27 protein-coding genes and 1 pseudogene are annotated in these 25,166 nt (G+C 41.7%); 17 read left to right on the top strand and 11 right to left on the bottom strand.

Annotation, left to right across the window (positions count from 1 at the left end; all coding sequences use genetic code 11):
• Positions 1-19: 19 nt before the first annotated feature.
• Entirely contained in the window at positions 20-2,458 is a 2,439-nt protein-coding gene (gene plsB / locus CWC30_RS05310) for a glycerol-3-phosphate 1-O-acyltransferase PlsB (RefSeq protein WP_138626618.1), read from the bottom strand.
• Positions 2,459-2,885: 427 nt separating this feature from the next.
• On the opposite strand from plsB, the gene rpsJ reads away from it, so the two are divergent.
• Genes rpsJ through rpsQ form a run of 11 tightly spaced genes read left to right on the top strand, consistent with a single transcriptional unit; the run spans position 2,886 to position 7,852 of the window.
• A complete protein-coding gene (rpsJ, locus tag CWC30_RS05315) occupies positions 2,886-3,197 on the top strand; it encodes a 30S ribosomal protein S10 (protein WP_002957900.1) in 312 nt (103 codons plus the stop codon).
• A gap of 27 nt (positions 3,198-3,224) precedes the next feature.
• A complete protein-coding gene (gene rplC / locus CWC30_RS05320; RefSeq protein WP_008108338.1) occupies positions 3,225-3,860 on the top strand; it encodes a 50S ribosomal protein L3 in 636 nt (211 codons plus the stop codon).
• A 17-nt stretch (positions 3,861-3,877) separates the two neighbouring features.
• A complete protein-coding gene (gene rplD, locus CWC30_RS05325) occupies positions 3,878-4,483 on the top strand; it encodes a 50S ribosomal protein L4 (protein WP_008108340.1) in 606 nt (201 codons plus the stop codon).
• Positions 4,480-4,782, top strand: a complete 303-nt coding sequence (gene rplW / locus CWC30_RS05330) for a 50S ribosomal protein L23 (protein ID WP_006791359.1) — start codon at positions 4,480-4,482, stop codon at positions 4,780-4,782. Before rplD ends, rplW begins: the two co-directional genes overlap by 4 nt.
• 17 nt (positions 4,783-4,799) lie before the next feature.
• Positions 4,800-5,624: a 50S ribosomal protein L2 gene (rplB, locus tag CWC30_RS05335; protein WP_007376192.1), complete on the top strand. Its 825-nt coding sequence runs from the start codon at positions 4,800-4,802 to the stop codon at positions 5,622-5,624.
• A 15-nt stretch (positions 5,625-5,639) separates the two neighbouring features.
• The gene (gene rpsS / locus CWC30_RS05340) at positions 5,640-5,918 is read left to right on the top strand and encodes a 30S ribosomal protein S19 (RefSeq protein ID WP_004588689.1); all 279 of its coding nucleotides are present in this window, start codon (positions 5,640-5,642) and stop codon (positions 5,916-5,918) included.
• A gap of 13 nt (positions 5,919-5,931) precedes the next feature.
• Positions 5,932-6,264: a 50S ribosomal protein L22 gene (gene rplV, locus CWC30_RS05345; protein ID WP_004588690.1), complete on the top strand. Its 333-nt coding sequence runs from the start codon at positions 5,932-5,934 to the stop codon at positions 6,262-6,264.
• A 12-nt stretch (positions 6,265-6,276) separates the two neighbouring features.
• The gene (gene rpsC, locus CWC30_RS05350) at positions 6,277-6,978 is read left to right on the top strand and encodes a 30S ribosomal protein S3 (protein WP_008108350.1); all 702 of its coding nucleotides are present in this window, start codon (positions 6,277-6,279) and stop codon (positions 6,976-6,978) included.
• 12 nt (positions 6,979-6,990) lie between these two features.
• Positions 6,991-7,404 carry a 50S ribosomal protein L16 gene (gene rplP / locus CWC30_RS05355; protein WP_008108352.1) on the top strand — a complete coding sequence of 138 codons (414 nt, stop codon included), beginning with the start codon at positions 6,991-6,993 and terminating at the stop codon, positions 7,402-7,404.
• The gene (rpmC, locus tag CWC30_RS05360; RefSeq protein WP_004588692.1) at positions 7,404-7,595 is read left to right on the top strand and encodes a 50S ribosomal protein L29; all 192 of its coding nucleotides are present in this window, start codon (positions 7,404-7,406) and stop codon (positions 7,593-7,595) included. The genes rplP and rpmC overlap by 1 nt, the downstream gene beginning before the upstream one ends.
• The gene (gene rpsQ, locus CWC30_RS05365; protein ID WP_008108356.1) at positions 7,595-7,852 is read left to right on the top strand and encodes a 30S ribosomal protein S17; all 258 of its coding nucleotides are present in this window, start codon (positions 7,595-7,597) and stop codon (positions 7,850-7,852) included. The genes rpmC and rpsQ overlap by 1 nt, the downstream gene beginning before the upstream one ends.
• A 231-nt stretch (positions 7,853-8,083) precedes the next feature.
• Here the strand turns inward: rpsQ and CWC30_RS05370 are convergent.
• A pseudogene (locus CWC30_RS05370) lies at positions 8,084-9,207 on the bottom strand (endonuclease).
• A 298-nt stretch (positions 9,208-9,505) separates the two neighbouring features.
• Between CWC30_RS05370 and CWC30_RS05375 the strand changes: the two are divergent.
• From CWC30_RS05375 to CWC30_RS05390, 4 genes are all read left to right on the top strand, one after another.
• A complete protein-coding gene (locus CWC30_RS05375) occupies positions 9,506-11,320 on the top strand; it encodes an assimilatory sulfite reductase (NADPH) flavoprotein subunit (protein WP_138626619.1) in 1,815 nt (604 codons plus the stop codon).
• 62 nt (positions 11,321-11,382) lie between these two features.
• Complete coding sequence (gene cysI / locus CWC30_RS05380) at positions 11,383-13,080, top strand: assimilatory sulfite reductase (NADPH) hemoprotein subunit (protein WP_028835920.1); 1,698 nt, start codon at positions 11,383-11,385, stop codon at positions 13,078-13,080.
• A gap of 42 nt (positions 13,081-13,122) precedes the next feature.
• The gene (locus CWC30_RS05385) at positions 13,123-13,863 is read left to right on the top strand and encodes a phosphoadenylyl-sulfate reductase (RefSeq protein WP_036980912.1); all 741 of its coding nucleotides are present in this window, start codon (positions 13,123-13,125) and stop codon (positions 13,861-13,863) included.
• A gap of 136 nt (positions 13,864-13,999) precedes the next feature.
• Positions 14,000-14,530: a DUF4124 domain-containing protein gene (locus tag CWC30_RS05390; protein WP_036980914.1), complete on the top strand. Its 531-nt coding sequence runs from the start codon at positions 14,000-14,002 to the stop codon at positions 14,528-14,530.
• Positions 14,531-14,540: 10 nt separating this feature from the next.
• Here the strand turns inward: CWC30_RS05390 and CWC30_RS05395 are convergent, their stop codons facing one another.
• The 4 genes from CWC30_RS05395 to CWC30_RS05410 all read right to left on the bottom strand — a co-directional run bounded on the left by CWC30_RS05395 (position 14,541) and on the right by CWC30_RS05410 (position 18,788).
• Positions 14,541-14,777: a hypothetical protein gene (locus CWC30_RS05395; protein WP_024601183.1), complete on the bottom strand. Its 237-nt coding sequence runs from the start codon at positions 14,775-14,777 to the stop codon at positions 14,541-14,543.
• Between the two features lie 159 nt (positions 14,778-14,936).
• A complete protein-coding gene (gene acnA, locus CWC30_RS05400; protein ID WP_138626620.1) occupies positions 14,937-17,681 on the bottom strand; it encodes an aconitate hydratase AcnA in 2,745 nt (914 codons plus the stop codon).
• A 198-nt stretch (positions 17,682-17,879) separates the two neighbouring features.
• Positions 17,880-18,308, bottom strand: a complete 429-nt coding sequence (locus CWC30_RS05405; RefSeq protein WP_138626621.1) for a hypothetical protein — start codon at positions 18,306-18,308, stop codon at positions 17,880-17,882.
• A gap of 96 nt (positions 18,309-18,404) precedes the next feature.
• A complete protein-coding gene (locus CWC30_RS05410) occupies positions 18,405-18,788 on the bottom strand; it encodes an RNA-binding S4 domain-containing protein (protein ID WP_138626642.1) in 384 nt (127 codons plus the stop codon).
• A 241-nt stretch (positions 18,789-19,029) separates the two neighbouring features.
• Here CWC30_RS05410 and CWC30_RS05415 point away from each other — a divergent pair, with 241 nt between their 5' ends.
• Both CWC30_RS05415 and CWC30_RS05420 read left to right on the top strand, forming a co-directional pair.
• Entirely contained in the window at positions 19,030-19,308 is a 279-nt protein-coding gene (locus CWC30_RS05415; protein ID WP_036980922.1) for a hypothetical protein, read from the top strand.
• 54 nt (positions 19,309-19,362) lie between these two features.
• A complete protein-coding gene (locus tag CWC30_RS05420) occupies positions 19,363-20,028 on the top strand; it encodes a hypothetical protein (protein WP_138626622.1) in 666 nt (221 codons plus the stop codon).
• Position 20,029: 1 nt separating this feature from the next.
• Here CWC30_RS05420 and CWC30_RS05425 read toward each other — a convergent pair whose 3' ends face one another.
• From CWC30_RS05425 to glnA, 5 genes are all read right to left on the bottom strand, one after another.
• Positions 20,030-20,488, bottom strand: coding sequence for a Crp/Fnr family transcriptional regulator (locus CWC30_RS05425; RefSeq protein ID WP_036980927.1), 459 nt, complete (start codon positions 20,486-20,488; stop codon positions 20,030-20,032).
• 31 nt (positions 20,489-20,519) lie between these two features.
• A complete protein-coding gene (gene ntrC / locus CWC30_RS05430; RefSeq protein ID WP_010391999.1) occupies positions 20,520-21,905 on the bottom strand; it encodes a nitrogen regulation protein NR(I) in 1,386 nt (461 codons plus the stop codon).
• Positions 21,906-21,920: 15 nt separating this feature from the next.
• The gene (glnL, locus tag CWC30_RS05435) at positions 21,921-22,991 is read right to left on the bottom strand and encodes a nitrogen regulation protein NR(II) (RefSeq protein WP_069440219.1); all 1,071 of its coding nucleotides are present in this window, start codon (positions 22,989-22,991) and stop codon (positions 21,921-21,923) included.
• 81 nt (positions 22,992-23,072) lie between these two features.
• Positions 23,073-23,594, bottom strand: coding sequence for a DUF4124 domain-containing protein (locus CWC30_RS05440; RefSeq protein WP_138626623.1), 522 nt, complete (start codon positions 23,592-23,594; stop codon positions 23,073-23,075).
• A gap of 115 nt (positions 23,595-23,709) precedes the next feature.
• The gene (glnA, locus tag CWC30_RS05445) at positions 23,710-25,116 is read right to left on the bottom strand and encodes a glutamate--ammonia ligase (protein WP_138626624.1); all 1,407 of its coding nucleotides are present in this window, start codon (positions 25,114-25,116) and stop codon (positions 23,710-23,712) included.
• Between the last annotated feature and the right edge of the window lie 50 nt (positions 25,117-25,166).

The following is a 25,166-nucleotide window of genomic DNA, read 5'->3' on the forward strand; positions in this document are numbered from 1 at the left end:
TAGTGGGTATGGTTTTATTTTACTTGCATTGAGCGTGCACAATATCTGTTATTGACTGCCAAATACGTGCCGGTAATAGCGTTTGTAGTTGCTTGTAAGTCTCGCACAACGCTGGGCTGCCTTGTAAGCCACTGTCTGATTCACTAATCAGTTTTTGTTCGCGTAGGTTTGAAATAAAGCTACTGAGTACCTTTTTATCAAAAAACTCTGGCGTTTTAATGCCATGTAACGTACCCAAGCGCTGCGCCAGCACATAGCTTTCACGTTCAAGCTCTGCTTTTTCAATCCCTTGGCTGGTTTGAATAAAGCCAATCACAATCGCATAACGTTGCAAAGTAAAGCTCAATGCACGACCGAGCATTTCGAGTTTGGCAAAGCTATCGTTATTTTGAGTCACTTTAATGTTATCACCATCAAGCGCAATTAAGCCTTGATCACTAAAGTTAGTTAAAATACGAGTAACGTAGCTCTCATCTAACTCTTGCAAGTACCACTCTTTAGCAAACAATGGATAAAAAGATTTCACCAGCTGATGGCACTGAGTTACGGTGCTTTGATGTTGCTTAAATAAATGCAGCGCCACTAAACTAGGCACCGCAAAAATATGCAAAATGTTATTACGGTAATAGTTGAATAAGGTTTTTTCTTTATCGCTTATCGCAATTATTTCGCCAAACTCATCACTGATCACGTCAAACTTGTTAAGTTTTAAGGCATGTTCAAGTAGCTGCTCTGGTGTTTCATCTGGTGCGGTTATTTTACTGCTATAGCTTGCTTCACGTTGCAATCGTAAGTAAAACTCAAGCTGAGCTAACAGCTTTGGCTTACTCAATGCCTGCTTATCGTTTACCAGCAGTATCATCGCCAGTAGGTTAACAGAGTTAAGTGCGGCGGCATTGTTAATTTTAACCATAACCTGATCAGCAAGGTTAGCCACCTGCGGCCCTAACCATTGTGGTTTTTGCACATCGGTTGCATGAATTGATTCACGCCAGTCAGGCTGGTTATCATTTAAATACTGATTGATAGAAATAGGGTCGCCAAAGTTTAAATAACCACGACCATAGTTTTTTAAATTTTTAATTGCTTTAAAAATACCTAATATCGACTCGCCTTTTTTATCGTTCCCAGCCAGCTCTTTTAAATAGGTATTGATTTCCATGACGTGCTCGTAACCAATATATACCGGCACAATAGATATTGGTCTGTCTATACCGCGCAACATGGCTTGCATTGTCATTGCGAGCATGCCGGTTTTAGGGGGTAGTAAACGTCCCGTTCTGCTGCGCCCACCCTCGGTATAAAACTTTACCGAGTAACCTTTGATAAATAACTGGCTTAAGTATTCTTTAAATACTGCTGAGTAAAGCTTGTTACCAGCAAACGAGCGGCGAATAAAAAACGCGCCACTGCGGCGGAATATGCCACCGGCTGGGAAAAAGTTTAAGTTAATACCCGCTGCAATATGCGGTGGAACAAGCCCTTGATGGTAAATAGAGTAGGTCAGTAGCAAGTAATCCATATGACTACGATGACACGGCATGTAGATTATTTCATGGCCTTTGTTGGTTAGGTCATGGATTTGCTCGGTGTACTTTATATCAATCCCATTATACAGCTTGTTCCAAAGCCAGGTTAATATGCGATCGGCAACGCGAATGGTGGCATCGCTGTAATTAGCAGCAATTTCATCAAGAAGCTTTAATGCGTTTTGTCGCGCTTGGGCTTGGTTAATATTTTTTTCAGACGCTTCAGTTTGAATCGCTTTTTTTATCGTTGGGGATGCCAGTAGTGAGCTAAATAATTGATCTCGAGATGGGATTTTAGGCCCTGTGGCAGCCAGCTTCTGGCGCTTAAAGTGTACTCTAGCTACGCGAAGTAGTTTATGCGGAAGCTCATTTACATCGGCTTTTTCGTTCACCAATAGTGATAAATCGAGTGGTTGGCTAAAACGAATAAAGTTGTCTCTCCCTGAAAAAAGTACAACAAATATTTTTCTAAACCAGCTGGGCGTAAGTGAGTGCGAAAGTAAAGTACTCAGTCCTGGCTTTTCTTTACCCGGCGCTCTGCCCCATAAAATAGTCACAGGCACAACCTGCACATTTTTTTGGCCACTATATAATAAATGTTCAATGATTTGCTTACCCTGATCTAATGCGTTGGTAGGCTTTTCTTTATTACCAAATAACGGTGGTGGGTTTTTAATGCCAATAAAACGATCTAACGCTTGGTCACCTAACACTTGCTGCTCGGTAGGGTCGGGCAAACCATTTCGTTTACATACGCGTGCGAGTGCCGCTAAATCAAAGCGTGAATTTAAACGCACTATATAAAAGGTCGGGTTTTTAGGGTTTAACTCAAATTGCTCTAACGGCTTCTCCGGCAGTACTTTGCTTTTAACAAACAAGCGGCTAATACCACCAGAGATAAGATTTAAACCATAATTTAAAATACGCATTGACTCACCATAAGAGAGTAGTTACCCAAATCAATATGGGTATATAACAGCAAAATTAGCGCATAGGATAACATATTATCTAAAAAATCCTCTGCAGATTAATCGACAAGCTATGACATTATAGTGACATCATCACTTCCATTACGTTCACTATTGATAAACTTGACTGTTATTTAAACGACAATTACAAGGCAATTATGTCTAAATAGTTGTTGCATTTATCACCAGCATCATTATAATACGCAGGCTTTCAAAATTCCCTCGGGAACAAGAAAGAATAAATTAAGCTTGGATTTCAAGCTAATAAACAGGAGTTCCGATTTGGAACTCAACGTAGATATAATCTAACAACCGGCATCTTAATTATTAAGATTGTTTCGGTCGTTTTTTTATGCTCTTTAAATGCTCTTTATATTGAGGTTTAAGAATGTCAAATCAACGCATTCGTATTCGCCTAAAAGCTTTTGACCACCGTTTGATTGACCAATCAACGGCGGAAATCGTGGAAACTGCGAAACGCACTGGCGCACAAGTACGTGGTCCAATTCCACTACCTACACGCTTTGAACGTTTTACTGTACTTACATCACCGCACGTTAATAAAGACGCGCGTGATCAGTACGAGATCCGCACCCATAAACGTCTGATCGACATCGTAGAACCAACTGACAAGACTGTAGACGCACTTATGCGTTTAGACCTTGCTGCTGGTGTTGATGTTCAAATCAGCCTGGGTTAATCGGAAGATTAGAGAGGTTTTAGGAAAATGGCATTAGGTCTAGTCGGTCGTAAAGTGGGTATGACACGTATCTTCACTGAAGATGGTGTATCTATCCCTGTGACAGTTATTGAAGCGACTCCTAACCGCATTGCTCAGATCAAATCTGACGCAACAGACGGTTATAACGCGCTTCAAGTAACCGCAGGCACTAAAAAAGCAAGCCGTGTAAACAAAGCAACAGCGGGTCACTTCGCTAAAGCTGGTGTTGAAGCGGGTCGCGGTCTGTGGGAATTCCGCCTAAATGGTGGTGAAGGCGATTTTGAAGTAGGCGCAGAGCTTACGGTTGAATTATTCAACGAAATCAACAAAGTTGACGTAACCGGTACTTCTAAAGGTAAAGGTTTCCAAGGTGGTGTTAAGCGCTGGAATTTCAGCATGCAAGACGCTACACATGGTAACTCTCTATCTCACCGTGCTCCTGGTTCAATCGGTCAAAACCAATCACCTGGTAAGGTGTTTAAAGGTAAGAAAATGGCCGGTCAAATGGGTAATGAGCAAGTAACAACTCAGAACCTTGAACTAGTTCGCGTTGACGCTGAGCGTAACCTGCTTTTAGTTAAAGGTGCAGTACCTGGCGCTATCGGCGGTGACGTTATCGTTAAACCAGCTGTTAAAGCATAAGTCCTGGAGATTTAGTGATGGAATTAGCAATTAAAGACGCTTCTGGCGCTCTTGAAGTTTCTGAAGCTACTTTTGGACGTGAGTTTAACGAAGCATTAGTACACCAAGTAGTTGTTGCATACGCAGCAGGTGCTCGTCAAGGTACTCGTGCTCAGAAGACACGTTCTGAAGTAAGCGGTGGTGGTAAAAAACCATGGGCTCAAAAAGGTACTGGCCGTGCACGTGCTGGTACAATCCGTAGTCCAATTTGGCGTTCAGGTGGCGTTAGCTTCGCAGCTAAACCACAAGACCACAGCCAAAAAGTAAACCGTAAAATGTACCGCGGTGCGATCAAAAGCATCTTATCTGAATTAGTTCGTCAAGAGCGTTTAATCGTTGTTGAAAGTTTTGGTCTTGAAGCACCAAAAACTAAAGAACTAGTTGCTAAGCTTAAAGAACTTGAGCTTAAAGATGTTCTTATCGTGACTGAAGAAGTAGATGAAAATCTTTTCTTATCGGCACGTAACCTGTACAAGGTTGACACACGTGATGTAGCTGGTATCGATCCTGTAAGCTTAATTGCTTTCGATAAGGTACTAATTACAGCTGCTGCTGTTAAGCAACTTGAGGAGGCGCTAGCATGATCCGTGAAGAACGTCTTTTAAAAGTGATCCTTGCTCCACATATCTCTGAAAAAAGCACAATTGCTGCTGAAGAAAACAACACAATTGTTTTCAAAGTAGTAAACGATGCAACTAAAGCTGAAATTAAAGCGGCAGTTGAGAAGCTTTTTGAAGTAGAAGTAACTGGTGTTCGCACACTTAACGTTAAGGGTAAAACAAAACGTACTGGCATGCGTTTCGGTCGTCGTAGCGACTGGAAGAAAGCTTACGTTACTCTTAAAGAAGGTAGCGAGCTGGACTTTGTCGGCGGCGCCGAGTAATAAGGGGAGTTAGAATTATGGCACTTCAAAAGTGTAAGCCAACTTCTGCGGGTCGTCGTCACCTAGTTAAAGTGGTTAACCCAGATTTACATAAGGGTAAACCTTACGCACCACTATTAGAGAAAAACTCTAAATCAGGTGGTCGTAATAACAATGGTCGTATTACGGTTCGTCATATCGGTGGTGGTCATAAGCAGCATTACCGTTTAATCGATTTTAAACGTACTAAAGATGGCATTCCAGCCACTGTTGAGCGTTTAGAATATGATCCAAATCGTAGCGCAAACATCGCTCTTGTATTATATGCAGACGGTGAGCGTCGTTACATTATCGCACCAAAAGGCTTAAAAGCTGGCGATGCAATCCAGTCTGGTGTTGATGCACCAATCAAACCTGGTAATGCATTACCAATGCGTAATATGCCTGTAGGTTCGACTGTTCACAACGTAGAACTTAAACCAGGTAAAGGTGCTCAAATTGCACGTTCTGCTGGTGCATACGTTCAAATCCTTGCACGTGATGGTCAATATGTAACATTACGTCTTCGTTCAGGCGAAGTTCGTAAAGTTGAATCTGATTGTCGTGCGACACTAGGTGAAGTAGGCAATGCTGAGCATATGCTTCGTTCACTTGGTAAAGCAGGTGCAAATCGCTGGCGTGGTATTCGTCCGACAGTTCGTGGTGTTGCCATGAACCCGGTTGATCACCCACACGGTGGTGGTGAAGGTCGTACATCTGGTGGTCGTCATCCTGTATCTCCATGGGGTAAGCCGACTAAAGGTGCTAAGACGCGTAAGAACAAGCGTACGGATAAATTTATAGTACGTCGTCGTACTAAGTAATATTGAGGAATAGCCATGCCACGCTCTCTCAAGAAGGGTCCTTTTATAGACCTACACTTGCTGAAGAAGGTAGAGAAAGCTTTGGAAAGCGGTGAAAAGAAGCCAATTAAAACTTGGAGCCGTCGTTCAATGATCATACCTAACATGATCGGATTGACCATTGCTGTCCATAATGGTCGCCAGCATGTACCAGTTTTCGTTTCTGACGAAATGATCGGTCACAAACTAGGTGAATTTGCACCAACTCGCACTTACCGTGGCCATGCTGCGGATAAGAAAGCGAAGAAACGTTAAGAGGGGAAGATAAATGCAAGCATTAGCTAAACATAAATTCGCCTCTGGTTCGGCGCAAAAAGCACGTCTAGTTGCAGATCAGATCCGCGGGTTACCTGTCGATCGCGCACTAGAAATCCTGGCGTACAGCCCGAAAAAAGCGGCTGTATTAGTTAAGAAAGTACTTGAGTCTGCTATTGCTAACGCAGAGCATAACGAAGGTGCTGACATTGATGAGCTACGTGTAACAACGATTTTTGTGGACGATGGTCCAACAATGAAACGTATTATGCCACGTGCTAAAGGACGCGCAGACCGCATCCTTAAGCGTACAAGCCACATCACTGTTGTGGTTTCAGATAGCTAGGAGATATAAGTAATGGGACAAAAAGTTCATCCTACTGGTATTCGCCTAGGTATATCTAAACCTTGGGTTTCTACCTGGTACGCGAATTCAAAAGATTTCTCTGCACAGCTTTTTGGCGATCACAAAGTACGTACATTCCTTACTAAGGAATTAAAAGCGGCTTCTGTGTCTAAAATCGTTATTGAGCGTCCAGCAAAATCTATCCGAGTAACTATTCACACGGCTCGTCCGGGTGTTGTTATCGGTAAAAAAGGCGAAGACGTAGAAAAATTACGTCAAGCGGTAACTAAAATCGCTGGTGTACCTGCTCAGATTAATATTTCTGAAGTACGTAAACCAGAACTAGATGCACAACTAGTAGCAGACGGCATTGCCTCTCAGCTAGAGCGTCGTGTTATGTTCCGCCGCGCTATGAAGCGTTCGGTACAAAATGCAATGCGCATCGGTTCTAAAGGGATTAAAGTTGAAGTTAGCGGTCGTCTTGGCGGCGCAGAAATCGCACGTTCAGAATGGTATCGTGAAGGTCGTGTACCTCTACATACTCTTCGTGCTGATATCGACTACGCAACTTCTGAAGCCTTAACCACTTACGGTATCATTGGTGTTAAAGTTTGGATCTTCAAAGGCGAAGTTATTGGTGGTTTACCACTAGTACAAGAGCAAGAGAAGCCAGCTAAACGCGCGCCAAAGAAAGCCAAAAAAAGTGCTAAGTAGAGGTAGCGAGTAATGTTACAGCCAAAACGTACAAAATTCCGTAAAATGCACAAAGGCCGCAACCGCGGTTTAGCGCAAAACGGTAACAAAGTAAGCTTCGGTACTTTCGGTTTGAAAGCTACTGGTCGTGGCCGCATGACTGCTCGTCAAATCGAAGCAGCTCGTCGTGCTATGACGCGTCACGTGAAACGTCAAGGTAAAATCTGGATCCGTGTCTTCCCTGACAAGCCGATCACAGAAAAACCTCTTGAAGTTCGTATGGGTAAAGGTAAAGGTTCTGTTGAATATTGGGTTGCTGAAATTCAGCCTGGTAAAGTACTTTACGAAATGGAAGGTGTTTCAGAAGAGCTTGCTCGTGAAGCGTTTAACCTTGCTGCTCGTAAACTGCCATTCAAAACAACTTTCGTAACTCGGACGGTAATGTGATGAAAGCAAGCGAACTAAAAGATAAAAGCGTAGAAGAGCTAAATGCTGAACTTCTAGGTCTTCTTCGTGAGCAGTTTAACCTGCGCATGCAAGCAAGCACTGGTCAGTTAGCTCAGACACACACGCTAAGAACAGTACGTCGCGATATCGCGCGTGTAAAAACAATTATTAACCAGAAGGCAGGTCAATAATGAGCGATAAAATTCGTACTCTTCAAGGCCGTGTAATCAGCGACAAGATGGAAAAATCTTTCACTGTTGCTATCGCACGTTACGTGAAGCACCCAATTTATGGGAAATTCATCAAACGTACGACTAAGTTACACGTACATGACGAAAATAACACTGCAAAAGCGGGTGACACTGTCACTATCCGTGAATGCGCTCCAATCTCTAAGAACAAATCTTGGACTTTGGTAGATGTTGTTGAACGTCCAAAACAAGCTTAATTTTTAATTAAGTCTGTTTTATGAAAAGCCCCGGCATTAGCTGGGGCTTTTTACGTTTAGAGCAGTTTTTAGCGGTAAACTTTCAGCCTTTAGCTGGCAGAAGTAAATTATAGCGCCGTAGTTTGGGCTGAGTGTTGCGAACCTAAGTGCAAAAATAATATTATAAAATGGGCGTAAGAAAAGCCTTTGCAAGTGCAAAGGCATATGCTTATCTGCGAAGCCAGAAGCCTTTTACCAAATCATCTCTACAAATTCAGGGTGATCGATATACGGGTTTCGGTTACCTTGAAACTCAAACGCTGCTTGATTGCGGTCTAATTCCATTTGGCTAACGGGGTCGTTGTTATGCCATTTTAACAACATAGCCACGACCCAATTTTCAAATACTTGGTTACTAGAGCCGTTAAGTACGGCATTACTAGCCGTAGTGTTATTTTGCCAAGAGCGATTACGTTTTGATAGCATGTAGCCAGTTAAGCCTTGAGTTGTAACATAGTAGCCGGTTGGCGTCGGTGTTGGCTGAGTAGCACCTAACGAGAATGCGGTAGACTCACTTGCTTGAAAGCTTGATCCACTGGCAAGCAAATTGGCTTCATTATTCAAGGCATAGCTGCCACTGCCATATGAACAGCAAATACCATCGCCATAGCTGTCATTAATAGTAAATGTATAGTCGCCATTGGTTAAACATAATTGTTCGGTATATTGGGTGTTGGCAGCATATCCACTGCCGCTTGCAACCATACCAGCTTGGTTGTGTGTTATTTGCCAACTGGTTTCTTCGCCATAGTTATCTGTGGTTAGGTTAAAAGTAAGGCTGTTATCTGCGCAGCTTGGAGAACCGCCGCCGCTGTCATTATTAGGTAGAAGTTATCAACATAAACTAACTCACTACCATCAAAGCCGCTTGTATCGTAAAAGCGTAAACCGACATCAATCGTTTTACTACTATCAGCGGTATAGCTATAAGTTATGGTTTGCCACTGGTTTGTTAAAGCAGGGTTTGAGTAGCCTTGATAACCATCTATAAATAAACGCGCCTTAAGATGACCTTCGGTATGATACACATCCACCGAGAACTCATAAGTTTTGCCCATTTCAACTGCGACTTGCTGTAAAAAGTCAGTGTTACTTTGTGTGCCAGTATTAACGCTAATCGCTGCTGCTTGTAGGCCTGTACTCACGACTGCGCTGTTGGCAGATACGTTAATACCACTATCAATGACTGTCCACGCTTGTGGAGTGTTGCCTGTCCATTGTTCAAAGTTACCATTAACCACATTAGCCATCGTAGGCAAAGAGCTCAATAACAACGCGCTCAAAAGTAATTTGTTTTTATATATACCGTGTAACATAGGTGTTTCTATTTTATAGTTTGCGTAATATACCTTAGATTACAAAGGTTACAAAACTGTTAAATTAGAATTTCATAAAAGGCAATAAAAACCCTTTAGGTTAATTTCACTGGTTTTTTAACTAGGTTAATAACTAAATGGAATATCAAATCAGATTCTATTCTTTTTTTATCTATGCTTAGACGGCTATCCTGCATACTCAATTAACCTCAACAGAACCTTCTGAATGAGGTGGCACTCATTTTAAACAATGTGAACAAGCATTGTGTTTAACGTTCAGGGTTATGAGGAAAAATTCATGTTGTTAGGTCAACTAAATGCGCTAGCAAGTCCGCTTTCGCAAGAGCAAGTTCAAAAGCTACAAGGTTTAGTGGCTGAGCTTAATCCAATTCAGCAAGCGTGGGTTAGCGGCTATTTGGCTGCTAATGCTAATTCAGCAGCGCTAGGTGCGCCAATTGCAGGTACACCGGCAAGCTCTGAGGCAGCCGTACTTACTATTTTGTATGGTTCACAAACAGGTAACGCTAAAGCGGTGGCGACTAAGCTTAAAGAGCAAGCTGAATCTCGTGGGCTAGCTGCAAAGCTGGTTAGCATGTCAGATTACAAACCGACTGCATTGAAAAAAGAAAAGTTTTTAACCGTTGTTGTATCAACTTATGGTGAAGGTGAGCCACCAGAAGACGCCGAAACACTGTATGAATTTTTAATTACCAAAAAAGCGCCAAAGCTTGATGGTGTTAAAGTCGCGGTATTAGGTTTAGGTGATTCTAGCTATGAATTTTTCTGTCAAACCGCTAAAGACTTTGAAGAGCGTTTAACTAATCTCGGTGCAGACGTTATTTATCAACGTGCCGACCTAGACGTTGATTACGATGACGAAGCCGCCACTTGGATTGAGGGCGCATTAAATGCGTTTGAGCCAGATTTAAAAGCTCAGCAAGATGCCACAGGCGGCCAAGTTGTATCAATGCCATTTGGCACGCCCACAACAGCGGCTAGCCAATACACTAAGCAAAACCCGTTTGCGGCAGAGCTAAGCTTAGTGCAAAAAATTACCGGTCGTGACTCAACCAAAGATGTACGCCATATTGAAATTTCACTTGAAGGGTCTGACATTACCTATACGCCGGGTGACTCGTTAGGCATTTACTTTTTAAATGATGAAGCCTGTGTAGATGAGCTACTAGCGCAAACGCAAATTAATCCAACTAGCCGCGTCAAACTTGGCGATGAAGAACTTAGCGTGCGTGATGCCTTAATTGAAAAACTAGAGCTGACACAATCGTACCCTGGTTTTGTAGAAAAATATGCCACGGCTACAGGCACGCCTGGACTTCTTAAGCTTGTGGAAGATAAAGCCGCAATGCGTGAATACATTGAGCCTCGCCAAATTTTTGATGTGGTTGCACAAAACCCAGCTAAATTAGAGGCGCAAACACTGGTTGATTGCCTACGTAAATTACAAGCGCGTTTATATTCAATTGCTTCTAGCCAAAGCGAGGTAGAGGACGAAGTACATTTAACTATTGCACTGGTTGAGTTTGAAGCGTTTGGCACAGAGCATTTAGGTGGCTGTTCAGGCTATTTAGCACGCCGAGCGCAAGAAGGCTGTAAAGTAAAAGTATTTAGTGAACATAATGACAACTTCCGCTTACCAGTAAATGATGACACACCGATCATCATGGTAGGGCCAGGTACAGGTATTGCACCGTTCCGTGCCTTTTTACAAGAGCGTGATGCGCGAGAGGCTACGGGTAAAAATTGGCTGTTTTTTGGTAACCCACACTTCACCCAAGACTTTTTATACCAAGTAGAAATTCAAGGTTACTTAAAATCAGGCTTGTTAAGTAAAGTCGATGTGGCGTTTAGCCGTGATCAAGCAGAAAAAGTTTACGTGCAAGATAAGTTACGTAAAAACTCAAAAGAAGTGTTTGACTGGTTAGAAGCGGGTGCTCATTTTTATGTGTGTGGCGATGCAAACCGCATGGCTAAAGATGTACACAATGCCTTAATTGATATCATTAGCGAAAATACCGGCAAAAGTAATGAAGAGGCCGACCAATATTTAAAAGATTTGCGTAGCGCAAATCGCTATCAGAAAGACGTGTACTAAGTACACGTTGTTTATTTTATTAAAAGCTAACAGCCGTCACTGTAACAAATTTAGGATTTAAAATGAGCGAACAAGATAAAACCGTAAAGCTTTCTGATAACGAACGTTTAAAAAGAGAAAGTAACTTTTTACGCGGCACTATAGCGCAAGATTTAAAAGATGAAATTACCGGTGGTTTTACTGCCGATAATTTCCAGTTAATTCGTTTTCATGGCATGTACCAGCAAGATGACCGCGATATTCGTCCCGAGCGTGCTAAACAAAAGCTAGAACCACTACATAATGTCATGCTGCGTGCGCGTATGCCTGGCGGCATTATTAAGCCCGAGCAATGGTTAGCAATTGATAAGTTTGCCGGGGAGAAAACCAGCTATGGCAGTATTCGTTTAACTACGCGCCAAACATTTCAGTTTCATGGTGTATTAAAACCTGAAATTAAAGGTATGCACCAATTACTTAATAGCGTGGGTATTGATTCTATTGCAACCGCCGGTGACGTGAACCGCAATGTACTTTGTACCACTAACCCTGTTGAGTCTGAGTTACACCAAGAGGCGTATGAGTGGGCGGCAAAGATTTCTGAGCACTTATTACCTAAAACCAAAGCGTATGCAGAGATTTGGCTCAATGGCGAAAAAAGTGAAACCACAGAAGAGCCAATTTTAGGCTCAACTTATTTACCGCGTAAGTTTAAAACCACAGTGACGATACCACCTAATAATGAGGTGGATGTTCATGCAAACGACTTAAACTTTGTGGCAATTGCTGATAACGGTAAATTAGTTGGTTTTAACGTGCTAGTAGGGGGGGGCCTTGCCATGACCCACGGTGATACTGCAACGTATCCACGTAAAGCCGATGATTTTGGTTTTATTGCCCTTGAAGATACCTTAAAAATTGCGGAGCACGTAGTGTCTGTGCAACGTGATTGGGGTAATCGTTCTAACCGTAAAAACGCAAAAACTAAATACACACTTGACCGTGTTGGGTCTGATGTATTTAAAGCAGAAGTTGAAAAACGTGCAGGCGTGAGTTTTGCACCAAGCCGCCCTTATGAGTTTACTCATCGAGGGGATCGCATTGGTTGGGTTGAAGGCATTGACGGTAAACATCACTTAACGCTCTTTATTCAAAGTGGTCGTATTTTAGATTACCCCAATAAGCCACTAAAAACAGGGTGTCGTAAGATTGCAGAAATTCATCAAGGTGATTTTCGCATGACCGCCAATCAAAACTTAATTATTGCCGGTGTGCCTGCGGATCAAAAAGCAATCATTGAAAAAATAGCGCGTGAACACGGTTTGATTGATGACAAAGACACTGAGCAACGTAAAAACTCAATGGCGTGTGTGTCACTGCCCACTTGCCCTTTAGCGATGGCTGAAGCCGAGCGTTACTTACCGAGTTTAATTGAAAAAATAGAAGGCTTATTGGCCAAGCATGGAGTACCAAATGACAGCATTATTATGCGTGTGGTTGGTTGCCCTAACGGCTGTGGTCGTGCCATGCTAGCTGAAGCTGGATTAGTAGGTAAAGGCCCAGGTAAGTACAACGTTTACCTTGGCGGGAATACGGAGGGTACGCGTATCCCTAAGCTTTATCTTGAAAATGTGGGCGAAGAAGTTTACCTAGAGGCATTTGATAAGCTTATTGGGCAATGGGTTAGTGAGCGCAATGAAGGCGAATGCTTTGGTGATTTTGTTATTCGCAAGGGTATTGTTGCAGAAGTAAAAGTATCTGTTACCGATTTTTACGCATAATTTAAAAGCAGCGCACCGCGCTGGTGAGGTTTAAAATTGACCATGAGTGAATTTAAAAACATATTACAGCTAGATAAGCAAAGCCAACAGGCTATGTTAGCTGATGCGAATGGTTTGCTGGCTAACATGAATGCTGAGCAGCGCGTTGCATGGGCGCTAGAGCACTTGCCTGACACCGCGTTTTTATCATCGAGTTTTGGTATTCAAGCAGCGGTAATGTTGCATTTAATGACATCACAGCGCCCCGATATACCTGTTGTACTAACAGACACGGGTTATCTATTTCCAGAGACCTATCAGTTTATCGATCAGATGAGCGAGCGTTTATCACTTAACTTAAAAGTGTATAAAGCGCAGTTGAGCCCTGCATGGCAAGAGGCTAAATTTGGAAAACTATGGGAGCTAGGTGAAGAAGGTATTAAGCAATACAACCAGCTCAATAAAGTTGAGCCAATGACGCGTGCTTTAAAAGAGCTTAACGCGAGCACCTGGTTTAGTGGCTTGCGTCGAGATCAATCGTCGAGCCGTGCTGAAAAGCAAGTTTTAGAAATCAGCCGAGGTACAGTAAAAGTGTACCCTATTATTGAGTGGAATAATCGTGATGTGTACCAATACCTTACTAAACATGATCTGCCATACCACCCATTATGGGAGCAAGGTTATGTGTCTATGGGTGATGTACACACTACGCGTAAATTAGAGCCAGGAATGAGCGAAGAAGAAACCCGCTTTTTTGGGCTGAGCCGTGAGTGTGGCTTGCATATCGATGGTGATGGAATTTAATTACCTTGTTATTCAAAGCTATAAATTTAAAAACGCAGCTAAAGCTGCGTTTTTATTTTATGGAAAATAATTGCCTGATTGCCGTTTTTTTATTATATTAATGATAATAAAGGATTAAATTTAAAGCAGGAACGCTATGAAATACTTTACCTACTTAGCAATATCAGTAATGGTCATTGCTCTTATCTCTTTGTTTTATCTTAAAAAGCCAAATGGGCAACCTTGGCTCACCAGCTCATTGATTAAAAATGAATCTTTTTCTATTAAAGATAAAGTGGTAGCGCTTTCATCTGATACATTCGAGCAGCTCACACTTGAGCTTAAAAAAGTAGGAGATAAAATCACATCGTCACCGTTAGCATCTGACTCTCAAAGTAAAATTTATAAGTGGCAAGATGAGCAAGGGCAGTGGCATTTCTCCGATGTGCCAAATAAAAATGGCAAGAGTATTGAAGTGCACCTTGACCCTGCAGATATTAATGTTGTGGTAGCCGAAGATACAGCTATATTAAGTGGCAGTGCTAAATCTGCGGCAAAACCTTTTCCTCAGCGAGCGCCTGAAATATACAACAGTGAGTCAATTAATAAGTTGTTTGAAGATGCTGAAAAAGCCAAAAAGAGAATTGAGCAACGCAGTAAAGAAGTTGAGAGTTTCAGCGGCTTTTAGCCCTAGGGGGTTACTGCGATTTCAAGTAGCGCTTTTCTGCTTCCATTAATAATATGGTTAAATAAATTTTAGTTGGCAGTGATAAAAACACACCAATTGCAATGCACGCTGCTGCAGTAATAATGCCTTTAATACCGTACTGGCTGGTAAAGTAGCTCGATACAATTAATACATGGCCCGTCACAATCAGGCATAATCCAAGCAAAATAGATGTTTTAAGTAGTCTTATCATTACTATTGAAGACATGGCGACCTCTGCGCAGCGTGTCTTCTTAGTGTATGGTATCTTGATAGAGCAACATTGATTTAGCGCAAGGGTGTATCAATATTTACTTCTATAGCGAATGTAAAAAAGCCCAGCTCATTGCTGAGCTAGGCTTTTAAGCTACCATTGTTTAATGGCTAGTTAGTCGAGCATATTGCGTAATACGTACTGCAAAATCCCGCCATGTTTGTAGTAATCCCACTCTTTAGGGGTATCAATACGCACATCGGCACTAAAACTAACTTGTTTACCTTCACTGTTAGTGGCAATGACACTGACTTCGTCGGTTTTGTCGTATAATCCTTGAATATCAAATTGTTCTTGCCCCGTTAAGCCCAATGACTCATGGCTTTCACCCTCTTTAAATTGTAAAGGTAATACGCCCATACCAATCAGGTTCGAGCGGTGAATACGCTCATAGCTTTGTGCTATCACAGCTTTAATACCGAGTAGTAATGAGCCTTTTGCAGCCCAATCTCGTGAGGAGCCGGTACCATATTCTTTACCAGCCAGAACTATGAGTGGCGTTTCACTTTCTTGATATGCCATTGCCGCATCATAAATACTTTCTAGTTTATCGTCGGGTTGAGTGCGGGTTACACCGCCCTCAGTACCGGGGGCGAGTAAGTTTTTAAGGCGCACATTAGCAAATGTACCGCGCATCATCACTTCGTGATTACCACGGCGAGAACCATAAGAATTAAACTGTGCTTTCTCTACCCCATTTTCTTGTAGATAAAGTCCTGCGGGTGCCTCCGCTTTAATCGCACCTGCTGGTGAAATATGATCGGTAGTCACTGAATCGCCTAGTTTAGCTAGACAGCGCGCACCTTCTATTTTTGGGATCCCCGGTGGTTCAACACTCATACCATCAAAGAATGGCGCTTTTTTGATATAAGTCGAGGCAGCATCCCAATCGTAAAGCTTACCATCAGGTATTTGAATTTTTTGCCAGCGACTGTCGCCATCGTAAACATTAGCGTAGCTTTTTTCGAACATTTCTTTAGTTACCGTATTTTTTACAAGCTCACTCACTTCTTTAACGCTTGGCCAAATATTTTTAAGGTATATATCGTTACCATTTTCGTCTTGCGCAAGTGGTTCGTTGTATACATCAATATCGGTTCTACCTGCTATAGCATAAGCTACTACAAGTGGGGGCGACGCGAGGAAGTTCATTTTAACGTCTTGGTGAATACGCCCTTCAAAGTTACGGTTACCCGACAAAATAGAGCTTACAATTAGTTTATGCTTTTGAATAGCTTCTGAAATTTCATCCGCTAATGGACCAGAGTTACCAATACAGGTGGTACAGCCATAACCAACTAAGTTAAAACCAAGCGCATCAAGATCATCCATTAACCCTGCTTTTTCAAGGTAATCGGTAACCACCTGCGAACCTGGTGCTAAAGACGTTTTAACCCAAGGTTTTACATTAATACCTAATTGACGTGCTTTTTGAGCCACTAATCCTGCCGCTAAAATTACGCTTGGATTAGAGGTATTAGTACAGCTTGTGATTGCAGCAATGACGCAGGCGCCATCGTTTAATTCAAACTCTTGGCCATTAAAGTTAACTTTTGCTGCGCCCATAAACTGCGCTTCATCAGTGGGTTCGTCAGGGTTGGTAGTAGGGCCTTCACTTTCAATACGCGCTTGCTCTTCATCGCTTTTATCTCGACGTGCCATACGTTCGTCTTGGAAGTCTTTTAAGTGTTGACCAATAACATCACCGGCTTTATCCAGTGTGATTTTGTCTTGTGGACGTTTCGGGCCAGCAAGACTTGGTACTACATCATCTAAAGTTAGTTCTAGCTTATCGGTATAATGTGCTTCATCGCCATCATTACGCCATAAACCTTGATGTTTTGCGTAATCTTCAATCAGTTTAAGCTGCTTTTCATCGCGATTAGTTAAGCGTAAGTAATTAATCGTTTCATCATCAATAGGGAAAATACCACAGGTTGCGCCATATTCCGGTGCCATGTTAGCAATAGTCGCTCTGTCGGCCAGTGGTAAGTCGGCAAGCCCGTCACCATAGAACTCAACAAACTTACCTACCACACCGTGGTTACGCAGCATTTCAGTTACAGTAAGTACTAAATCGGTTGCTGTAGTGCCCTCAGGTAAGCGGCCATTTAATTTAACGCCAACGACCTGAGGAATAAGTAGGCTAATAGGTTGGCCAAGCATGGCGGCTTCTGCTTCAATACCGCCTACACCCCAACCGAGTACGCCTAGGCCGTTGATCATGGTTGTGTGAGAATCAGTACCAACCAGTGTATCTGGATAGGCTAACGATTTACCGTTTTTTTTATCATTGAACACTACACGTGCTAAGTATTCTAAATTTACTTGATGGACAATACCTGTGGCTGGTGGCACTACTTTTAAATTATCAAATGCGGTTTGACCCCAACGTAAAAACTCGTAGCGCTCTTTATTACGTTCATACTCTAGTTTTGAATTTAAGTCGAATGAGCCATCTTTACCGTAACCATCCACTTGTACTGAGTGATCGATCACCAGTTCAGCCGGAGAAAGCGGGTTTATTTTTGCAGGATCGCCACCAAGTTTTTCCATCGCATCACGCATGGCGGCTAAGTCAACAATAGCAGGGACACCGGTAAAATCTTGCATTACTACGCGGGCAGGGGTAAAGGCTACTTCGGCCGAGGGCTTAGCCTTTGGATCCCAATCTAGTAGTGCCTGAATATCTTGCTCTTTAATATTCACACCATCTTCATTACGCAATAAATTTTCTAGTAATATTTTTAACGAAAAAGGCAGGCGTTTGGCTTTATCGCCAAGTCCCATGAGCGAGTTAATATGATATTGCTCGCCATTGATAGTAAGCTGTTGTTGGGTGTCGAAACTATTTTTCATTATTTGTCCCTTCAATAAATTAGATTGATATTCTTGAAAAAGTGACCTCTGTAGTAGTTTGCAAACTGTGTACCATGATAAAAATACCATGCAGTGTAATTTTCTTGACTGTTATATAAATAGAGATGAAGGCCAAAAGTTAAAATTCAAGGGATGCTCTGAGTAATAATTGGCCACAAAACTAAACTTAAAAAAGTGTTATTTAAAGTAGTCCTGTTGTTTTAAGTGGAAACTTAAATACACCAATGCAATCGCAATTAAGGTCACTGCAATAGGCATAAAAATAGCGCTAACGCCAAACAAGCTGATGCTATTAATAATCAAAAAATTATAATATTGCTGAGCTAAAACCGCTGCCAAAGAGATTATTAATGTTAATGTGGCCAGTGACTTTTTGAATAATAGAAGTACACACCCTAATGCGCCGCCAAATACTGCAATAGCAAACGCTAAAGTAGCCCATAGAGGTTGGCTGTTATATGCAAGTTGTTGTTCTTGTGGGAGTTTACTTACCATTTCGGGTGTTAATAATAGCTGCATGCTAAATGCAAAAACACCTAATATATTCCATAACAGGGCGGTGATGAGTACGGGTTTTATCCAGCGGTTTGCAGTGTTTTCTGACATGTAAACATCGATTTTTTATTATTGATATTCTATTAAAGAATAAAAAAGCCAGTGATGCAAACTGGCTTTTAATAACACATGTGACGTAAGCGAATGTTAGCCAAACGAAATAGGACGACGACCCGTTTTTTCATCCACTTTAGGTTTTTTAGTACGTTTGCGCTTATTTTTAGCCGGCTCTGTTGTTGCTACGGGCGCGGCTTTTTCTGCAACAATTGATTCATCAATAACAGGACGTTCTGCTGGAGTAGCATCTTCACTTAGCGTCAGTTGGAACAACTCGCCATCAAATGTAAGAACATCGCCACTGTATAATTTTTTCCGTTTAATTGTACAAATTTCATGGTTAACACCCACATAGCCACCGCTAATTAGATTTTTTGCTTGGCCGCCACCTTCAACTAGATCTAATACTTTTAATAATTTACAAAGCTCTATAGGCTCTTCTTCTAATTCAATTTCTATATACTCTTCGTTCATCATGTTTCTCTGTGGGGGGCATTAGCTGTAGTATAAATGCTAGCTGGTTATTTTGCACCAAAGTGCGTTTGTTAGATGCGATGATTGTGCATTTTTTATGAAACTTTTTACCTCTTTCATTTGTCTTTAAAAAAACTGAAGTAATTCAAGACTACACTTCGCGTGAAAAAATTACACATTGGCGCGCTTATTGCCAATATCTGTCGTAAAAAGAAATTGAATATAAACAGTGGAGTAAAACATGGGCATAAGATTAGCGATGAAAAAAGAGCTAATGGGCTTAGATAATTCAGATATGTTAACTGCTGATGATGTTAGAAAGCATTTGGCTCAGCAGGTACAAGAAGACACTAAACGTGGTTTTTCAGTTATCTCCAAGTTTAATGACACCCACAGTCAGTTAGTCAGCGGGCTTAAAACCAAACAAAGCGAGCTGGTATTTGAACGACATCGTTTATTTAATGAAGTACTTTATAATCGCCAGAGTGTTGATGCATGGTTAAATAACCAAATAAATTAAATTGCCATTTTAAGTCCTCCTTATAGACTACACTTGTAATCATTTGGGGTGATAATGAAAAATGGAATTTTAATATGTATGTTGGTGTTTTTATTAGCTGCGTGCCAGCGACCTACTGTTTATGTTTTTATTGAAAACTTGCAAAGTGAACAGCGCAACCAGCTAGATGCTGCACTAAATGCACAAACTCTTCCCTATGAATATGTAGAACTAGCAATCCCATCAGATTTTGGTGAGGCCACATTACTACTCTCAAGCGATAAAATTTACCCCAAAGAGACGGAGCAACTTGCAGCTATAATGCAAGAGCTAGGGTACGCGCCACAAGTTAATTATACAAGTCGTTCAAATCATTTTTATGGTAATGGCAATATAGGCTTTTATATAAAAAATGCTGATGCCAATAGAAATTTTGTTATGCCTAAACAGCTGAGAACAACTCATTGCAGCGAAGATAAATACAATGGTTTAGCAGTCAAATTTGCAAATGAAGCTGTTGAGTTTACATTACCAAGTGGCGCAATCGTGAGGCTAAGTTGGGAATATTTATATGGTTATGTTGTTGTTTATTATAAAGACTATTCGCAAACATACAGTCATTCGCAGCCGCTTGTAAATACCCCCTTTGGCGCCAAGCCGTCAGATACCTACACATTTATCGCAAGCGTTAACACCCCCGGTTGGCTTGATTGTTCACTACAAATTGTTTATATGGACTGATTTAACCGTGGGTTTCTATATGCTCGCTTAGTTTAGCTATGCGCAGGCTCATTCCTTCAATAATACGGTCTTTAATTTTTTCGCGTATAACATTAGGTAGGCGGGTAAGGGCATCGGCTGTAATAGCCAGTACGATAGCATTTTCTTTGGCGCGTGCATTAATGCTGCGCTCTCGGTTATTAATAAACGCGCCTTCACCTATAAATTCACCAGGTTCTATGGTGCCTAGCTCTAGAAGGTGATTATGCTTAAACACCATCAAGGAGCCACTGAGGACAATAAACAGTCGCTTGTCATTATCAAACTCTTTAAATAAAAACTGATTTTTACTTACTAAGTATAATAATCCAAACGACTCTAAAAGAATTTGACGTTCATTAAGCGTGAACTCTTTAAAGAATTCTAAGCGATTTATAATTTCCATTTGCTTAAACAAAGGGATGTTTTCAATTAACTTCATCAATAACCTAGGGCGCTAGCCTTATAAAATATCAGCTAATATTGCGCTCTTTTAATTTACGGGTCAACGTATTGCGACCCCAACCAATTTTTACCGCGGCTTCTTGCTTATGGCCTGAACAATTAGCGAGTGCTGTTTTTATTAAGCGGGTTTCTAGCTGGGCTTGAATATCCGGCCAAATATTTTCTTTACCTTGTTTAAACTCTTGATTAAGCCATTGCTGAAATGAATCTAGCCAATCGCCTTCTTGAGTTGCGGCGGCATTATCAATAATTTCAGGGGGTAAATCTTGCTCACCAATCAGCTCCCCAGGTGCCATTACGGTTAACCATCGACAGGTGTTTTCAAGCTGGCGAACATTTCCTGGCCAATTAAATAAACACAGTTGTTTAATCGCTTTAGGGCTAAGTACTTTACTATCTACTTGCAGGTCTTTTGCACTTTTATGTAAAAAGTGTAGCGCTAAGCGTTCTATGTCTTCGGGGCGCTCGCGAAGAGCTGGCAAGCGTAAACGAACCACGTTTAAACGATGAAATAAGTCATCTCTAAACTTACCTTGTTTTACCAACTCTTCTAAATTTTGGTGAGTGGCGGCAATAATGCGCACATCCACTTTTATACTTTGATGGCCGCCAACGCGGTAAAACTCGCCATCGGCTAATACGCGTAATAAGCGGGTTTGTACATCAAGCGGCATATCACCTATTTCATCCAAAAATAAAGTACCGCCATTGGCTTGTTCAAAGCGCCCTTTACGCACGCTATCGGCCCCCGTAAAAGCGCCTTTTTCATGGCCAAATAATTCAGACTCAACTAACTCTTTAGGAATAGCGGCCATATTAAGAGCAATAAATTGATTTTCTTTACGCGGGCTATGATTGTGCAAGGCGCTGGCAACCAACTCTTTACCGGTACCTGATTCACCATTGATGAGTACGCTCATACTCGATGCTGAGAGTTTGCCTATAGCACGAAACACTTCCTGCATAGCAGGGGCTTCGCCAATAATATGAGCGCTTTTGGGGGGCGCGCTTTTTCGTTTGGTTTTTTTGGTCGAATTAGCACGATAGGCGCTTTCCACTAGCGCAACGGCTTCATTTAAATCAAACGGTTTAGCTAAGTACTCAAACGCACCTTTTTGAAAAGCGTTAACCGCTGAGTCTAAATCAGAGTGTGCGGTCATAATAATAACGGGTAGGCCAGGGGTTTGCTCAGCTATCAGCTCAAGTAACGCCATCCCGTCCATCCCCGGCATTCTTACATCTGAAATTAACACACTGGGTTGACTAAATTTTAGTGCATTAAGAACGTTTTGCGCATCTGCAAAGCTTTCTACTTCAAACCCTGCGCGAGTCAGTGCTTTTTCTAGTACAAAGCGAATTGAGGCATCATCATCTACAAGCCAAGCTGTTTTCATGCAAACTCCAAAGTATTAATCTGTAAATGGCAGATAAATATTAAATTCAGTATGTCCTGGCCAACTATCGCATTCGATATAGCCATCATGCTGATCAATCAAGGTTTGCGCTATAGATAATCCAAGTCCCGAGCCACCTTCTTTATTAGTGGTCATAGGGTAAAATAAGGTGTCGCGTAAATTAGCATCAATACCTGGGCCGTTATCCATTACTTGAATAAGCAATGCCTTTTTAGGGGCTTTGCCCGGACGACGATGCTGATAATTAATCCGTGTTTTTATTTTTATTTCGCCACCATCTACCAATGCCTGTTGCGCATTACGCACAATATTAAGCACCACTTGTTGAACTTTGCTCTGATCAATATAAACATCAGGAATACTCGGGTCGTAGTCTTTAACTAACCGAATATCGCGGTTGTTATCTAACGTACTGAGTTTAACAACCGACTCTAATGTTTGATGTATATTGCCATACGATTTTTGCGGTAGTTGGTTAGGCCCAAGGAGTCTATCAACTAATTCACGCAACCGATCGGCTTGTTCAATTATCAGTTCTGCACATTGATCTCTTTCTTGTTGATCACCCTCATACTGCAATAATTGCGCCGCCCCGCGAATTCCACCCAGCGGGTTTTTAATTTCATGGGCCAAACCGCGAATTAAGTTACGTGCAGCTTGGTATTGATGCATTTGATTTGAGACCTGATCGTGCTTTATTTCGTCATCGGTTTGTCGACATTCAAATAAAATATAATAGGTGTTGTTATGTTTTATTCGCCGAGTACTCACCGCTAGTTTTGCATGGCGAGAATCGATAAACACCACGTCAGCTCTATGCTGGTGGCAGTCTACACCATCAACTAACGAGTACTGCGCAATGCGTTTTAAGTCGATAGAATGGTAGTTAAATAAATCGTCGAATGCTTGTCCTAGCAAACGTTTTTCGCCTAAGCCAAGTAATTCACTGGCACTGGTGTTAGCGTAAATAAGCTGAAAGCTTTCATCAAGTAACATCAGGGCGGTGGTTTGGTTTTGCCAAATTATATTCAGTAGCTCTGGGCTAAAATGTGTTTTATTAATCATCATTGCACCATTTTAGTGCGCCTGGGAAGGTAGGCAAGGTTTTTAGAAAAATATACGCTAAACACGCGTACTTAATTGTAATTATCGACCTATGTTAAGGCCTTTGCGATGCATAAAAAATACACTTTCAGGACTGGTTGCAATTACCTGATTTTGTTTATTATAAAGTTTAACTTGCAGTGTGTGTTGGCCTCGCTCCACATCTCTTAGCGCCAGTGTTGTCGTATCGCTCGGTGCACCAATGGCAACGCCATCTAAAAATAAACCAATGGTAAATCCAGCTTCAAATCGAGGGGCAATACGGGTAGAGACATACACAGAGCCGGTGTTTTCTCTTATAGTTTGCTGTGGTTCAGGCGATGAAATACTAATACTAAACTTTACTGCTGTTTTAGTAGGAGCAGTATCAAGAATATCGGTGTTTGTAGCGGGCATGCTGAGATGTTGGCTCGTGAGTTTAACCTCTTTAGCGCCAGGCTGAGGAGTATCTGAAAAAACCAGCACCCCATTTTTGTCTTTCCATGCGTAAATTTTTTTATCGCTCGCATGGCTATTAAGGCTTAACATTAAAGCTATTAATAGCAACAAAATCTTACCTACCATCCAGCTATCCTGCATTGTTTAAACTAACTTCACTTTAGTGTAGAACCGTTAAATTTACCATAAAAAAAGCCCGCAAAGCGGGCTTAAAACACACATTATTTTATCGGTTAATAAATTAACAGCTGTAGTACATTTCGAACTCAACTGGGTGAGTTGTCATGTTAAGTTTTTCAACTTCTTTTGACTTAAGTGCGATGTAAGCATCGATTAGGTCATTGGTGAATACACCACCTTGGTTTAAGAATTCACGGTCTGAATCAAGCGCAGCTAATGCTTCATCTAATGATGAGGCTACTGTTGGAATTTCTGCCGCTTCTTCAGCTGGTAAGTCGTATAAGTCCTTGTCCATAGCATCGCCAGGGTGGATCTTGTTTTTAATTCCGTCAAGGCCAGCCATAAGCATTGCAGAGAAAGCAAGGTATGGGTTAGCAGTTGGATCTGGGAAGCGTACTTCGATACGACGACCTTTTGCAGATGGCACAACTGGAATACGGATTGATGCCGAACGGTTACGAGCCGAGTATGCAAGCATTACCGGAGCTTCAAAACCAGGTACTAAACGTTTGTATGAGTTAGTTGACGCATTAGCAAAAGCGTTGATCGCTTTAGCATGTTTGATGATACCGCCAATGTAGTAAAGTGCATCTTCAGAAAGTCCGCCGTATTTATCACCTGCGAATAAGTTTACGCCATCTTTTGCTAAAGACTGGTGACAGTGCATACCAGAACCGTTATCACCAACAATAGGTTTAGGCATAAATGTTGCCGTTTTACCGTAAAGGTGAGCCATGTTGTGGATAACATATTTCATTTCTTGGATTTCATCGGCCTTTAACACCATAGTGTTAAAACGCGTTGCAATTTCGTTTTGACCGGCAGTCGCCACTTCGTGGTGATGCGCTTCAACAACTTGCCCCATTTCTTCTAAAACTAGGCACGTTGCAGAACGCCAATCTTGGAAATCATCAACAGGTGCAACTGGGAAGTAACCGCCTTTAACACCTGGGCGATGGCCTGTGTTTCCATCTGCATATTCTTTATCTGAGTTCCAAGCTGCTTGCTTAGAATCAATTTTATACATTGAACCTGACATGTCAGATTTGTATTTAACATCGTCAAATACGAAAAACTCTGGCTCAGGACCAAATAAAACAGTGTCAGCAATACCCGTAGAGCGCATGTACTCTTCAGCGCGCTTAGCAACTGAGCGAGGGTCGCGTTCGTAACCTTGTAATGTAGAAGGTTCAACCACGTCACAACGAACTATTAGCGTTGTTTCTTCTGTGAAAGGGTCAAGTTTAATTGAATCTGCATCTGGTAATAACACCATGTCTGATTCGTTGATGCCTTTCCAGCCAGCAATTGAAGAACCGTCAAACATCTTTCCATCTTCAAAAAAGTCTTCATCAACTTGATGGTGAGGAATAGAAATATGTTGCTCTTTACCTTTTGTGTCAGTAAAGCGTAAATCAATGAACTTAACGTCATTTTCTTTAATAAAATCTAAAACCGATTGTGACATGTGTCCTCCAACTATTGGGTTTTATTATTGCTGCATTAAATGCTTTAGCT

It is taken from the genome of Pseudoalteromonas sp. S4741, from assembly GCF_005886135.1.
Taxonomy (GTDB): domain Bacteria; phylum Pseudomonadota; class Gammaproteobacteria; order Enterobacterales; family Alteromonadaceae; genus Pseudoalteromonas; species Pseudoalteromonas tetraodonis.